At 37.0% G+C, this 15,460-nt stretch carries 13 protein-coding genes; 4 read left to right on the forward strand and 9 right to left on the reverse strand.

Annotated elements, in window-relative coordinates:
• Positions 1-14: 14 nt before the first annotated feature.
• Positions 15-356: a DUF4810 domain-containing protein gene (locus CYTFE_RS0111500; RefSeq protein WP_027471906.1), complete on the forward strand. Its 342-nt coding sequence runs from the start codon at positions 15-17 to the stop codon at positions 354-356.
• The gene (locus tag CYTFE_RS26230) at positions 356-1,051 is read left to right on the forward strand and encodes a GNA1162 family protein (protein WP_044262766.1); all 696 of its coding nucleotides are present in this window, start codon (positions 356-358) and stop codon (positions 1,049-1,051) included. Before CYTFE_RS0111500 ends, CYTFE_RS26230 begins: the two co-directional genes overlap by 1 nt.
• A gap of 278 nt (positions 1,052-1,329) precedes the next feature.
• Here CYTFE_RS26230 and dnaN read toward each other — a convergent pair whose 3' ends face one another.
• From dnaN to surE, 7 genes are all read right to left on the reverse strand, one after another.
• Positions 1,330-2,457, reverse strand: a complete 1,128-nt coding sequence (gene dnaN, locus CYTFE_RS0111510; protein WP_027471907.1) for a DNA polymerase III subunit beta — start codon at positions 2,455-2,457, stop codon at positions 1,330-1,332.
• 233 nt (positions 2,458-2,690) lie between these two features.
• A complete protein-coding gene (locus CYTFE_RS0111515) occupies positions 2,691-3,626 on the reverse strand; it encodes a DUF4340 domain-containing protein (protein ID WP_027471908.1) in 936 nt (311 codons plus the stop codon).
• 53 nt (positions 3,627-3,679) lie between these two features.
• Positions 3,680-5,380, reverse strand: coding sequence for a gliding motility-associated ABC transporter substrate-binding protein GldG (gene gldG, locus CYTFE_RS0111520; RefSeq protein ID WP_235208205.1), 1,701 nt, complete (start codon positions 5,378-5,380; stop codon positions 3,680-3,682).
• Between the two features lie 83 nt (positions 5,381-5,463).
• Positions 5,464-6,195, reverse strand: a complete 732-nt coding sequence (gene gldF / locus CYTFE_RS0111525; RefSeq protein WP_027471910.1) for a gliding motility-associated ABC transporter permease subunit GldF — start codon at positions 6,193-6,195, stop codon at positions 5,464-5,466.
• 6 nt (positions 6,196-6,201) lie between these two features.
• Positions 6,202-7,332: a lipid-A-disaccharide synthase gene (lpxB, locus tag CYTFE_RS0111530; RefSeq protein ID WP_027471911.1), complete on the reverse strand. Its 1,131-nt coding sequence runs from the start codon at positions 7,330-7,332 to the stop codon at positions 6,202-6,204.
• A gap of 10 nt (positions 7,333-7,342) precedes the next feature.
• Positions 7,343-7,639, reverse strand: coding sequence for a hypothetical protein (locus CYTFE_RS0111535; protein ID WP_027471912.1), 297 nt, complete (start codon positions 7,637-7,639; stop codon positions 7,343-7,345).
• Entirely contained in the window at positions 7,629-8,393 is a 765-nt protein-coding gene (gene surE / locus CYTFE_RS0111540; RefSeq protein WP_027471913.1) for a 5'/3'-nucleotidase SurE, read from the reverse strand. The genes CYTFE_RS0111535 and surE overlap by 11 nt, the downstream gene beginning before the upstream one ends.
• A 178-nt stretch (positions 8,394-8,571) precedes the next feature.
• Between surE and pheT the strand changes: the two genes are divergently transcribed.
• Both pheT and CYTFE_RS0111550 read left to right on the forward strand, forming a co-directional pair.
• Positions 8,572-11,025: a phenylalanine--tRNA ligase subunit beta gene (gene pheT / locus CYTFE_RS0111545; RefSeq protein WP_027471914.1), complete on the forward strand. Its 2,454-nt coding sequence runs from the start codon at positions 8,572-8,574 to the stop codon at positions 11,023-11,025.
• A 219-nt stretch (positions 11,026-11,244) separates the two neighbouring features.
• Complete coding sequence (locus CYTFE_RS0111550; RefSeq protein WP_027471915.1) at positions 11,245-12,390, forward strand: hypothetical protein; 1,146 nt, start codon at positions 11,245-11,247, stop codon at positions 12,388-12,390.
• Positions 12,391-12,399: 9 nt separating this feature from the next.
• Here the strand turns inward: CYTFE_RS0111550 and CYTFE_RS0111555 are convergent, their stop codons facing one another.
• Positions 12,400-13,173, reverse strand: a complete 774-nt coding sequence (locus CYTFE_RS0111555; protein WP_027471916.1) for a DUF4249 family protein — start codon at positions 13,171-13,173, stop codon at positions 12,400-12,402.
• Positions 13,174-13,211: 38 nt separating this feature from the next.
• Positions 13,212-15,371 carry a TonB-dependent receptor gene (locus CYTFE_RS0111560; protein WP_027471917.1) on the reverse strand — a complete coding sequence of 720 codons (2,160 nt, stop codon included), beginning with the start codon at positions 15,369-15,371 and terminating at the stop codon, positions 13,212-13,214.
• Positions 15,372-15,460 lie beyond the last annotated feature (89 nt).

Raw genomic sequence — 15,460 nt, forward strand, 5'->3', positions numbered from 1 at the left:
ATTACTACAAACAAATGAAGAAACTAATCTTTACATGCATTTCTGTTCTTTTTTTAGCTTCATGCAGCGTGCAAGAACCTCTGTACAACTGGGACAAGTACGAAACAAACAGTTACAACTACCTTAAAAAGAGCGACGATGCTTCAACTCAAAAACTAATTGAGACCTATCAGAAAATGATAGATAAACCATACGGAAGCAGAAAAGTGGTGCCCCCCGGAATATACGCCGATTATGGATATGTATTACTACAGGCCAACAAAACCCAGGAAGGGAAAAAAATGCTTCAAAAAGAAGTAGAAATGTATCCTGAATCAAAAGTGTTTATTGACCGAATTTTAAAAATGCTAGAATAATGAAAAAAACAATATACCTATTGGGGGTTATAGCAATAATAGCTTCATCCTGCAATACAACGGAGGTAATTACCCGTAATGTGGCCTATAAAGGCATATACGATCAAAAACCGCTTGCCGTATTACTCATGCCACCCATCAACAAAAGCACCAATGTTGAAGCAAAAGAATATTTTCATTCTACGCTCAACGTACCATTGGCAAACGCAGGATACTACGTTATACCACCATTTTTATCGATGGAGATTTTAAAGAAAGAAAGCGCCTATGATTCGGAATTATTCTTAAACGGATCTCTAAATAAATTTGGAGAAGTATTTGGTGCAGATGTAGCTCTTTTTACCATTATCAACAAATGGGATAAATCAGCTTTAGCATCTAAAATATATGTAGAAGTTGAATATATCCTAAAATCAATCTCTACCAATGAAATCATCTATCAACGCAAAGGTAATATTACGTACGACACTTCTATTGCTTCAAGTGGTGGCGGACTGGCTGGCGCGTTGGTTAGCATGGCTGCTTCCGCCATTAATACAGCGGCAACAAATTATATGGTGGTGGCCAGAGCTGCCAACAGTTATACTTTTAAAGATATCCCTAGCGGTAAGTATAGTCCCGATTATGGTACAGATGGCGATTTACCTGCGGGTCTTAAAGATTTTAGTGTTCGATTAAATTCTAATTATAAATAAATGGCTGGATATTTGTTTGACCATTCATCCCTTCTTACTAGTGATTGGCAATAAATTATATTGGAGGCTGCTCAAAGAGCAGTCTCTTTTTTTTACCTGAATTTGTTTTCAAGATAAGAAATGGTCGATACGTCCTTTTTAGTTTGAACTGGTCGCATATCGGTCTCATCATTTCAAGAACAATCGTTCTCAAAAAAAAAGAGAGCCTTGAGCTCCCTTTATATATAAGATCAGTATCTATCTACATGTCTCACATCCAATCACACATTAAAAGCACATTATGCATTAATCATCATTGGCATCAACAACATCAATTCATCTTCCGGACCATCATTATCCACAGGCAAAAAGATACCAGCTCTGGCAGGATCAGCCAACTCCATCACCACGTCATCCGTAGAAATATTATCCAATAATTCCGCTAGAAAAGCAGATTTAAATCCAATTTCTATTGGTTGCCCATCGTATTGACAGCTTAATTTTTCATAGGCTGAGATCGAAAAATCAATATCCTGAGCAGAAACCATTAGCTCGTCACCATTAATAGAAAGCTTCACCAAATTACTAGCTTGGTTCGAGAATAACGACACCCTACCTAATGAATTAACAACTTCCTGACGATTAATGATTATTTTATTTGGATTATCTTGGGGAATAACGGCATTGTAGCTCGGATAATTACCCTCAACCAAGCGACAAACCAACTGATGGTTTTCCATTTGAAAGAAAGCATTTTTATCATCAAAATCAATAGAAATATCCCCATCTTCCTTCACAAGTACGTTCTTTAAGAAAGAAGCTGGTTTTTTAGGCAAAATAAACGACGAGGAAAATTCAGTGGTAGCATCACTACGCTGATAACGAACCAACTTATGCGAGTCACTAGCCACGAAGGTTAAACTCTCTGGTGACATTTCAATTAAAATACCATTCATCACCGGACGAAGCTCATCATCTGCCGTGGCAAACAGTGTTTTATTAATTCCTGATAAAACCAAGGATGCAGGCAGCTGCAAATGCGATGCCTTATCAACATCAACTTTTGGAATCTCAGGAAATTCATCACCATCCAGACCAATAACACTAAACTTACCCTTATCAGTGATAATATCCACCCCTTTGGTGTCCATTGAGATATCAAAGGTAATGGGTTGTTCCGGAAATTTTTTAAGTGTTTCAAGTAATATCTTAGCAGGCAACGCAATAACACCTTCCCCCTCAACATTTTCAAGCGACATAGAAGTCACCATAGTCGATTCTAAATCAGAAGCGGTAATGGTTAATTTACCTTCACTCAACTCAAATAATATATTTTCCAAAATAGGAATAGTACTCTTACTACTAACAACACGACTTACCGCCTGTAAGTGATATAGAAGTTCAGAACTTGAAACTACGAATTTCATATGTATATCAATTTAATTTAATCATTTCATCTCAGAACACTTACTTCCTAAGAATGAATTACTTAAAAACTTATATTTTACTTATTTAACAAAGGTAATAATAAACTAATTCTTTGATTTAACCAAAATTAACCCAAAGTAGTTATCAGCTTTTTTGAACACTTATCAAATATATTAAAAAATAATTTTTCAGACTCAAGATAGCACAAAAAAGAATCATAAACCACTATGTTTTATTTTAATAAGAAAAAATCGGCCTTCTTAATAACCGGATTTATTTTTAAATAGGATATTTTACCCCACACCTCCGTGTTGACCAGATGGACCACCAAATTATTCACATCCTCTGATCCATCCTCATTTTTCAATTGATAAAACAAAACTCTGGTCTTCTTTTGATTATCCTCCACAATGGATATTTCACATACACAATCTCCTGCCATATCTCTGTATTTAAGACCCATATCATCCATACTTAGATTGGCAAATTCGTATGTATAATATTTTAAGATATGCACATCACACTGCTGTGTCATATCCTTTTCATTCCTAATAAAACGGTAATCTCCCCCCTGATCTTTCTTCACATTAAACGTATTTGCTTCATCATCCCAATCCACAAATATTTCCTTTATACGATCAGATGCAATGGAAAATATGCGTTTACTTTGCCAATAAGAAGGATTTGAAGTAAATGCCCCAGCCTCCTGATCGCTCATATTCAGTTGCACCACATATTTACGCCCTTCACAAAAGGCAAAATGGCCTTTCATAACTGCTGAAGAAGAGATAGAATAAAGCGAATACAACGAGGTCTGGTCACTACTAAGAATTACCTGTACGCCCTTTTCTGTCATCTCGTTTTTCATACGCTGTCCCTGCTCTCCGGTAATAGGATTACGAACCGACAATGAACTTAGCATTTCAAGAAAAGCATCTACCTTTATTTCATCAGCTATTCCTTGTTTATTGATTTCCCATTGCCGATTCACCTTATTCAGCCGCACCACTCTATCGCCAAAGCTCAGTTTTATATCGTTTACTTTCTCTGGAGAATCCAAGGCCACATCAAACTCTTCTTCCAATGTACTTTTAGACTGATTCAGATAAAAGACGATCCCTAAAGTCGTTAAGACAACTAAAACTAAAATATAATATTTTCTACTCATCTTATTTTAATCTCAGAACCAAGACTACCGATTTTGGTTTAAATTCAATATTATTATCTCATAAATTTATATCTTCTAACAACAGCCACCACAACTCCCAACACCAACACCAGCACAACAGGTAATATTACATTTATCAGCTTCCAAAAAAAGGCATCCTCAGCCACCTTCTTTTTATCAAGCAAGCGCAAGGTATAACTCCTGGCTCTCAGATCCATCCACCCATCATCATCACACAAATAATTCACAGCATTGAGTATAAAATCCTTATTCCCAAAATTTTGCTTGGTAAGTTCATCATAACCCAATGGTAAAATCTTTGGATTGGTATTTTTAAATCGCACCTTATTTTTGATCAGATCACCATCACCCACCACAATCATTTTGGTTGGAACACTCTTGCTTTTGACCTCATCGGGTTGTGGAGATATATTGTGAGGTGGTTCTCGATGTTCAAATACAGATGTAAACACACCTTCCTGTACAATAGCCACCGGCATAAAAGGCTGTCTAAATGCCCTTTGATCTGGCTTCTCATTCACAAAAGCCAAGCTAACAAAAACAGGCACCTGATCAGATTTTGCATAGCGAGAAGTCCTTAATAAAACCTTCCGTTTAATATCAAGCTGACTATTCACAGTATCCAAAGAACTTACAAATTCACCCTGAACCACATTCATATTGCGCGAAATAGCATGATCAGGTTGCGGAATCAACAGAGGACTATATAACCAGGGTGCCGGCACAATGCGAGGTTGTCCTCCTGTAGAAACAGACATAGGAATCATAGCCGATTGCATATCTTGAATCAATACTGGATTAATACGAATACCATATTTAAAAAGCTGGTCTTCAATATTCAAGTCTGCCATCATCCCAATGGTCTCCCTTGCCTTTTTCAGACTATCCAAGGTAATATTCACAGCATCAACCAACCACATCACGCCACCTCCATTCATCATATATTGATCAATGACAAACTTATCACTCTCCGAAAACTTATTTTGTGGTTTTGCTATAATAATTGCCTTATACGGATCCAAAATAGAAGGATCATTACCTATCACTCCCCTATCCACCTGATAGTATTGTGACAAATGTTCAGTAATATCCATCACATCATAATCATCCAATTCGCCATGCCCTTCAATAAAAGCAATCTTCGGTTTCTCATCTAAACTAACCCTTCGTATAGCATCCGTAAATTTAAACTCCAAACTCTCTATTGACTTATTCAGATTTTCAGCTCCCGAAAATCCTTGTATATTCTCCAAAAGATTTAAAGGCAATTGCTTATCTCCATAATACACCACAGCATAAGGATAAAAGTAAGATGTGGTATTTCGTCCGTCTTCGGACTGTTCATACACTGGTACAGGATTCAACCCAAGCTCCTTAAGCTCTTTTAAAACAGCTTCTTTTTCCTTCTTATTTCCTTCCGAAGGGTCAATAAACCTAAACTCAATATGATTTCCACCATACACTCTGAATTCGTTCAAGAGCTCATAGCTCGCCTTTGACAACTTAGAGAAGCCTACATTTAAATCACCCTCCAAAAATACTTTCACAAAAATGGTCTGATCCAAATCAGCCACCAGATTTTTCGTATTTTCAGATAGCGAATAGCGTTTTTCACTGGTAAGATCCAGCCTAAAAAACCACGAACCCGCCAACATATTTACCACCACAATGGCAACCAGCAAAACCACTAGCTGCCAAATATTTTTTGATTTAATATCAGATGTAGACATCATTATTTCGCTTTTAGCTATAGTATTTTTTATTCTTCAACAACTACTCCACACATCCATTTAACAAACAAACCACATCATTTGACCTACCATTTTCTACTACTCAACATAGTACGCGTTAAATACAAAAACAAAGTGATTACACTTACAAAATAAAGCAAATCCCTGGAATCCAACACCCCTCGACTCATGGATTGATAATGCTCATCTATGCCCAGATACACAATAAACGACTGCAAGCTATTACCAGATACCACTTGCGACAAAGCATCAAAGCCATCATAAAAAACAAAACTAAGCAATACCGCAATAACAAAAGAAACAATTTGATTATCAGTTAACGAAGAGCAAAACACTCCGATTGCTACGTATATACCCGCCAAAAAAAGCAGACCTATAAAAGACCCCCATGTTCCACCGTAATCAATATTACCCACAGGGTTTCCCAGTTGAACCACTGTATAAAAATAAACAAGCGTGGGTAACAAACTAATTACTACCAACGAGAGTCCAGCCAAATATTTAGCCAGAACAATATGAAATTCCGTTAAAGGACGGGTATACAATAGCTCAATGGTTCCCGTTCTTTTTTCATCAGCAAACAAACGCATGGTCACCGCAGGCACCAAAAACAAATAAAGCCAAGGCGCCAGATAAAATAACGAATCTAAGGTAGCATAACCTCCGAACAAAATATTCATTTCACCCGGTATCACCCACAAAAACAATCCCGTTAACACCAAGAACACCCCCACCACCAGATATCCGGTAACAGAACTAAAAAATGATGTAATTTCTTTTCGATATAAACTCCACATGAAATACTAATTATTTAATGCCCGAATCATTAACTTTGCTGCACGCTGACTCGTACCTGGTTCTCCCATAATCTGGTGCAGCTGGTTATAATTATTAAAAATACGAATCCTGTAATCCTGATCCTTCAATAGCTTACCCAGTTCAGCCTTTAATGTTTCAAACCTAAGTGATTCCTGTACCAATTCCCGAACACCTTCTCTGGCTAAAATCAAGTTCACCAACGATATAAAATCAACTTTCAGAATTACTTTTTGAATAAACCAACTAAACAATTTATTTCCCCACATTTTATAACATACTATTTGAGGGCAGTCCAACAAGGCTGTTTCAAGCGTAGCCGTTCCCGAAGTCACCAAGGCCCCCTGTGCCTGTTGAAGCAATTCATATGTTTGGTTAAAAATAACCTTTACATCCTTTCCTCCAACAAAAGACTTATAATGTGCTTGCGAAAACGATGGTGCTCCCGCTATCACAAATTGATAATCAGGAAACACATCAATCATATTAAGCATTTCGGGCAAAACATAATCTAATTCCTGCTTGCGGGACCCAGCCAATAAGGCAACAATAGGTCTTGAGTCCAGCCCATTACGTTCTTTAAATGTATTGATATCCTCCCCTTTGTGATCACGGCTCTCAATGGCATCCAAAACCGGATTACCCACATAATCAATAGGCACATTATGCTGTTGGTAAAACTTGGTTTCAAATGGCAATATGGTAAACATCTTATCCACATAAGCCTTAATCTTTTTAACCCTCCCTGTATTCCAAGCCCACACCTTGGGTGAAATATAGTAGAAAACCTTCATCCCTTTTTTCTTAGCAAACTCGGCTATCCTCAAGTTAAAGCCCGGATAATCAACCAAAATCAACACATCTGGCTTATAATACAGCAAATCACTTTTACAGAGCTTAAAATTCGCTCTTATTTTTCCTAAATTAGATACCACTTCTTTGATACCCATATAAGCCGTTTCTGTGTAATGACGCACCAATTCCCCTCCAACTTCTTTCATTAAATCACCCCCCCAGAACCTAAATTCCCAATCACTGTCATTTTCCTTCAATGACTTCATTAGGTTTGATGCGTGCAAATCTCCCGAAGGTTCTCCTGCTATAATGTAATATTTCAACTTTCTTTTTTTATAATGAAAAACGCAATATCAAAACCACAACAGCATATAATACCGTGGCAGTAACAATTCCTCTAGCAGCCAATAACCGTTCTAAATTAATAGCTATTAAAAAGAATATCAGATTAGGAATCACACTCAAGCTTAACAACTTGGTAAATCCATGTAATCCTATCAAGCCGTTGACAAACTCCGTTATGGTCAATGTATCTCCAAAACGCACATAAAAAATAACATACGAAGTTATCAAAGGTAATATAATACCTATTAACAGGCCAATATAGAGTTTATTACATTTACAGTTCATAATTTTTATTTTCGTTTAACGATGCATAATCTGTTGCGTCGATGGTGCAAGGAACAACCGTTGCATAATGATTACTTAAATAATACTCGTCTGTATCCTTCGATTCAGGCTCCATATTTTTAAAATCTCCTGTCAGCCAATAATAATTTCTCCCCCTGGGATCGGCTCTTTCCACAAACTCCTCTATCCATTTTCCCCTTGCCTGTCGGCACATTTTAATACCTTTTACTTCATTGGTATCGGGAATATTCACATTTAAAAAGGTATTTTTTACCAATCCGTTTTTTAAAACATCTTTAAATACGCACTTCACCACCTTTTGACTCTGTGAAAAATCCGCATCCGCATCATAACTCAACAGAGAAAAACCGATAGATGGCACACCATTCACACAGCCCTCACGGGCTGCTCCCATCGTACCTGAATAATGTACACTTGTGGAACTATTTGAACCGTGATTTATACCTGAGACAATAAAATCAGGGTGGGTATCTAAAATAGTATGCAAGGCCAACTTTACACAATCCACAGGCGTTCCATTCGTTACATAATAACTCACACCATCTTTTTCTCCTAAATCTTGAATATACAAGGGGTCTTTGACTGTAATAGCATGTGACATTCCCGAAAAAGATTCATCGGCAGACACAACAACAATTTTGCCAAATTCCTTCATGGCTTCAACCAAACATTTTATCCCTTTGGCATGTATACCATCATCATTTGTTATTAATATAATTGGTTTATTCGTCACGGCGTGTTGTTTTTAAATGAAAAATTAAGCCTCAAATATACAATAGATACGGGTATATATAAAAATGTACGATGAGTATTATTAGTTTTCGGTTCCGATATTGGCAACTTGACTTCAAAATAATTACTTTTGTTGGCTTAAAATACAATAGGCTAATTTTTATTATAAAATATATAAAATGCAGATTTCATACAACTGGTTAAAAAACTACTTAAACATAGATATGGAGACCTCCAAGGTTTCTGAAATACTTACAGCCATAGGTCTTGAAGTTGGTGGTATTGAAGAGGTGCAATCCATCAAGGGAGGTTTAGAAGGTCTGGTGATAGGAGAAGTTCTTAGCTGTGAAAAACATCCCAATGCCGATAAATTAAGTAAAACAACCGTAAGCATTGGTAAAGACGAGCCTTTGCCCATTGTTTGTGGAGCCCCCAATGTAGCGGCCGGGCAAAAAGTAGTTGTAGCAACCGTTGGAACTGTATTGTATGATGGTGACGAGAGCTTTACCATAAAAAAAGGAAAAATAAGAGGCGAAGTTTCCTTAGGTATGATTTGCGCCGAAGATGAAATAGGTTTGGGAAGTAGCCATGACGGCATCATGGTTTTACCGCAAGATGTAGCTGCAGGAACTCTGGCCAAAGATTACTTTAATATAGAAACGGATACTGTTATTGAAATTGATTTAACACCCAACCGTGCCGACGGCGCTTCTCATTATGGTGTTGCCCGCGATCTGGCGGCCTATTTAAAGGCAAACGGTGAAGATGTTAAACTTACTCTCCCCTCTGTTGAAAACTTCAGTGTCCACAACCAGGACTTCACCATAGATGTTACTGTAGAAAACCAAGAAGCTTGTCCTCGTTATGCAGGAGTCACTATTTCTGGTGTTGAAGTAAAAGACTCTCCTGAGTGGTTAAAGAACAAGCTGACATCCATTGGCTTATCCTCCATCAACAATGTCGTTGACATCACCAATTATGTATTACATGAATTAGGACAACCTTTGCATGCCTTCGATGGCGACAAGATAAAAGGCAATAAAATTATCGTAAAAACACTACCCGAAAAGAGAAAATTCACTACGCTAGACGATGTGGAGCGAGAACTATCGGATCAGGATCTGATGATTTGCAATGCAGAAGAAGGAATGTGCATAGCAGGAGTATTTGGAGGTGCTGAGAGTGGCGTTCAGACAACTACCACCAAAATATTTCTTGAAAGCGCCTATTTTAATCCTGTTTTCGTGCGTAAAACAGCAAAAAGACACGCTTTAAACACTGATGCTTCTTTCCGTTTTGAACGAGGTATCGATCCTAACATGACCGTTTTTGCCTTAAAAAGAGCAGCGCTTTTAATTCAAGAATTGGCAGGAGGAAATATTTCATCCGACATCGTAGATCTATACCCCAACCCCATTAAAAACTTTGAAGTATCCGTTAGCTGGAAAAACATCGATCGTCTCATTGGAAAAAAACTGGGTACTGAAAAAATAAAAAGCATTGTTGCCGCCCTGGATATGAAAATAACCCACGAAAGCGAAGAAGGCATGTTGTTATCTATTCCTCCTTACAGAGTAGACGTGCAACGCGAGGTGGATGTGATTGAAGATATATTGAGAATATACGGTTACAATAATATCGAAATTCCAAACGAAGTACACTCAACCTTGGTTTATTCAAACAAACCCGATGACCACCAAGTTAAAAACATCATTGCAAATCAATTGGTGGCCCAAGGCTTTAACGAAATTATGTGTAACTCGCTAACCAAACCTTCTTTTTACGAAAAACAGGAAAGATACCCCGAAAAAAATGTGGTGGCATTGTTCAACCCATTGAGCAACGACCTAAGTGGTATGCGCCAATCATTGGTGATGGGCGGATTAGAATCCATCGTTCATAACATAAACCGTAAAAACAGCGACCTTAAAATCTTTGAATTCGGTAATTGCTACTACCTGAATCCAACAGGAGAAAAAGGTACTTTAGAAAAATACAACGAGGAACATCACCTGGGCATCTTCCTTTCCGGAAAAATGATCGCTGCCAACTGGAACGCTCAGGAAAGAGAAGTATCCTTTGCTGACATGCGGGCTGTCGTCGACCAAGTAATGAGACGCTTAAACATACCAGAAAGTATGTTGGATGAAAAGGAAGTGTCCAACGACATCTTTACGGAAGGCATCACTATCTCTACCAAAAATAAAATTCATTTGGTGGATTACGGTATTGTAAGTCCTGAATTGGGTAAAAATTTCGCCCTGAAAAATACAGTTTACTTTGCCGAATTTAACTGGAATAACCTACTCAAAGTTGCCGGTAAACAGTCTTTAATATATAAAGAAATACCTAAATATCCCGAAGTAAGCAGGGACTTGGCACTATTAGTAGACAAAAAAATAACATTTGGTCAAATAAAAGAAATTGCACAAAAAACAGAAAAAAAATTACTAAAAAACATTTCTCTATTTGACATATATGAAGGAGAAAAATTGGGTACTGATAAAAAATCATACGCCGTTAACTTTATCCTTCAAGATGCTAACAAAACACTTACCGACAAGCAGATTGATAAGATCATGAAGAACATGATCCGTAACTTTGAAAAAGAAGTTGGGGCACAATTACGATAGATAAAAATAATTACTTATTGACTGGCCTAAACTTTATATGCTACATAAGCTAAGCCATTAGAAGTAATCTATCCTGAAGATAGCAATGTTATTGAAAAAATAAAAAGCCATATTTACAATCGTATTTATGGCTTTTTATTTTATTTCGGCAAAAAAGTAACCTTTTACGCGTTAATGAAGTATTATATAACTAATTATAAACACTTTATTAACATATAAATGAGTCTCTCATCATCAAGCAAGCAATGCATTCTCATCACCTTACTCATAAGCATATTTTTTGTTTCAAAAGCACAAATTGACTTGTCACATAGGTTTACCTACGAAGAATTTGATACCAACGCAACGGGCAATCTATACTTCCGGTTAGAGAATAACAACTTTGTAAAAAACAACGAATACTTTGGTGAATATACCGAAGGATACACCTTACCCGGATACTCCATTCAACCTTCATTGATGTATTATGCTGGCAACAAAGTTCGAATAAAAATTGGTTCTCACCTAGTAAAATACAGTGGTACAAATAACTTTACAGAGGTGGTACCAGTAGTGTCGGCTCACGTAAAAATAGGTAAAAACTGGGATATGGTATTAGGGAGTATCAAAGGTCATGTTCACCATAAACTAATAGAGCCCTTATTTAGTTCAGATTGGCAATACTTTGTTTCAACAGAAACAGGTGCACAATTTTACCACAACACATCTAAACTATGGTTAGACACTTGGGTAGACTGGGAGCAGTTTATTTTCAAAGGAGATACGATCCCTGAAATTTTTACAGCAGGACTCAGTTTAGACTATCAGATTTCGGATGCCGACGCAGCACTTTCCATCAGCATTCCTTTTCAGCTTACCGCAGCCCATTTAGGAGGACAAATAAGCAACTATACCATTGAATCGTTTTCATTAATCAATTCGGCCGCAGGGATCAAAATCTCAAAAAAAATCAACACCAATTTTGTAAAGAAGATTGGTATAGCGGCATACTTTTGCACCTATAACGACTTAACCGAAACCAAAGGCTTACCATACAATAATGGCCATGCCTTTTATCCAACGGGAACGCTTACCTATAAGTACGGAGAAATAATGGCTGGATACTGGAACTCTTCAGATTTTTTCGCCCCCAAGGGCAGCTCTCTTTTCTACTCCATATCTGACTACAAAGACCAATATTATTCACAACGAAGACAAATTCTTACCACGAAATTTACATTTAGCAGAACCTTAATGAAACATGTTAAATTTGGTTTACTCGCAGAATCCTATTATGACTTAGATGCATCAGCGCTGGAATACTCTTACGGAGTAAACCTGGTTTTCACGCCTAACTTTTTCATCACCAAAATAAACTTCGAGTAATAGCCTCCACTAATTTGCTCTCCACACGACACTATCTTGCGTATAACAGGTAAAAATACCTATAGCCTGATTTAAATTACCGGCTAATGACGACGGTAAAACCAGATGATCACTATTGGCATCTTTTGCATTTTCAAGCGATATTTGATAATCATAATTATCCTTTGTCAGTCTCCGTGCAACAAGCTCCAAACTACCATACATATCATCAGAAATAACACACTCAAAGCGCATTGTATCCTTATCACTGATATGGCTATAATCCAAAAAACGTATCTTTCGGAATGTGGTATCTGTATACACCGTATTTACATTGATCATAAAATAATTATGCCATGATCGCTCCGACAATTCAAAATCAAAGGACACTTCATCACCCTCTTTCTTCGCATTCAAAATCTCAATAGACTCAGGTATGGTGGTTGAAGCTGTAATAGTATCCATTTCTGGAGTAACTACCTGCAACCTAACGATTGGATTACTTCCTGGTTTAAATCGCGAATTATGACCATAATTAAATACATAACCTGTCGCTTTTTCACGAAATAAACCACGATATAAACTCAATTTATCTATCTCTACATCAAACTCCAACGAATAATCCAAAACATAATCTTCATATATAGGCTGAAGCTGAGTAGCCGATAATTTATAAATATCATCTGGCACCAAATAACACTCAATAAAATAACCAGGAACAGCCAATGTCCCATTGTAAGGCAGTTCCCTATTTTGAATACATGATGATATGAGGAACAGAATAAATACCGCTAAATATTTCATATGTTTATATTTTTCTTGCAAAGACTAATTAATATTATTCACGTCCCTCCAAAACCATAAGTGACTGTAAAGTAAGGCATAAAAGGAAATACAACATTAGAATTCAGCTTAAATCTCACAAAAGAATCGTCCTCAGACTCTGCCTCCACAAACACAAAACTAGGATTCTGTTGATTATAAATATTATAAGCGCCCACATTCAATCTTAACAAATGTCCTTTGGTCTTTTTCTTATATTCAAAATTTATGTCCATCCGATGTGTAGAAGGCATTCTATAATTATATCTTTCCTCATAAATAGGTATAAACTCAGCCCCCTCCCCTCCAATATCTTTTGCAATAGCAACACCTGTTGGAATAGTGGCTGTGACACCAGACTTAAAAGTCCACAACAAATTAAAACGAACCGAATTCATCACTTTAAAAGAAGTGTTGAATAAAACATTATGGCGTACATCATAGGGCGGATCAAAGTATACACCATTATTAATGGCTTCAAACCGGGTTTTCACATGCGAAAGGGTGTAATTTACTCTAGCATATAGCTTATCTGAATTATATATAAAGTCCAACTCTCCACCTTTTGAAGTACCAGTTCCCGATATCATCTTGTCAATACTCTCACTCAAATCTACCCTATTAAAAGTCTCAAATTCCTTTACCTCATGTAAATACTTATAAAACACACCCAGATGAATACGCGTTGAAGTACTAAGTCTTAACTGTCCACCAAGAGACAACTGATCACTTTTTGATGGTGAACAATCTTTTATGGGCAACCAAATATCAACCGGACTTTGAACCGTAAACATATTCATACGCTCCTCAAACTGGAGTGTTTGAGAATAATCCATCCAGGCCGACCATCGATATTTATTGTAGGCAAACTTAAATCTAGGTGATAAAAACACCTGGTAACCATTATTCAAATGAGTAGTTGCATTCATACCCATAATTAATAATGAAGATTGCTTCATTTTCAACCTCCCCTCAGTATAAGTATGCAATAAGTTATTGGAAAAATAATTTTCAGAAGCATTCTCTACCTCCTGATTATAATCATATTGCTTCATGGTAGTTTTAAAACCATAACAAATATCAAAGTTAGATGTTACAGACTGAGACAATTGGGCACTAAGGTTCAACTGTCTGGTTTTATTAATATTACTAGAATTTACCTCTGAATGAATAGCGACATCCGACTTATAACGATTATACCCCACTGACACAACTGCCTTAACTCTTTTATTGAGCTCACCGGCAAGCTGAATAGAATTAGAAAAAGTACTCCATCCCAATCCATAATCAAATTCCTCACCAAAATCCATAGGCAGATGATCTGTGGTCATTAAAGAAAAAAAAGTAAGCTTCCAACGCTCACTTAGAGAAAAGTCATAAGACAATGTAAGATCATTAAACGAATAAGATGGCAACTGTTCATTACTCTCTTTGTCGCGATTGTATGCTTCTGCCAACAACTGGAAGTAAGATTGACGAAAGGATACACCCAACAATGTTTTTTTCTTTCTATCTGGCTTTATCTTTAATTTAACCGATGAAGATAGCAGTCCCAGAGAAAGCTCCGCATTATAAGCTTCTGCCAAATAAGCCATAGGTTTCATATCAATATACGAAGCCAAGTATCCATTATACTCCGAAGGAAAACCCGATTTATAAAATTTTGAATGATTCAGTATATAAGGATCAAAGGTAGACAAGAGGCCGGCAATATGTTGCGGATCGGCCACCGGGTTGCCATTGACCAGATAAGCATTCTGGGAACTATTACCTCCCCTAACATAAATACCAGCATCTAACATACCCAAGGAGGTAACGCCAGGCAAGGTACCCAAGTACTGAATAACATCAGGTTCTCCCAAAAAACTGGGAACCCGTTTAATATTGGTCTCGTTAGCCAATGCATATTCCGGATGATTGGGAGATACCACATTTACTTCCTCAATGGAAAAATCTTTTTTCTGTAATATGAGCGTGTCAATACTCAGAGAAGAAATACGAATATAAAAACTACTATAGTTAAGATGCTGAAACTCCAACACTTCTCCAACATCGGCCCCAATGCTAAAAAAACCCAAACTATCAGTTATCACGCCTTGTCCGGTGTTCACATTTTGCACATGTACCGACTCAATGGGTTTTCGTCCTGTATCCACGACAAAGCCATTGATTTGAGCCATTAAGGAAAGACTACAAAAAAATAAAAATAAAATAGTGACAGAACGATTCAAGAATTGGATAGTTAAATTAATGCTCACTAAAATACAAT

The sequence above is a fragment of the Saccharicrinis fermentans DSM 9555 = JCM 21142 genome (assembly GCF_000517085.1).
Lineage (GTDB): Bacteria > Bacteroidota > Bacteroidia > Bacteroidales > Marinilabiliaceae > Saccharicrinis > Saccharicrinis fermentans.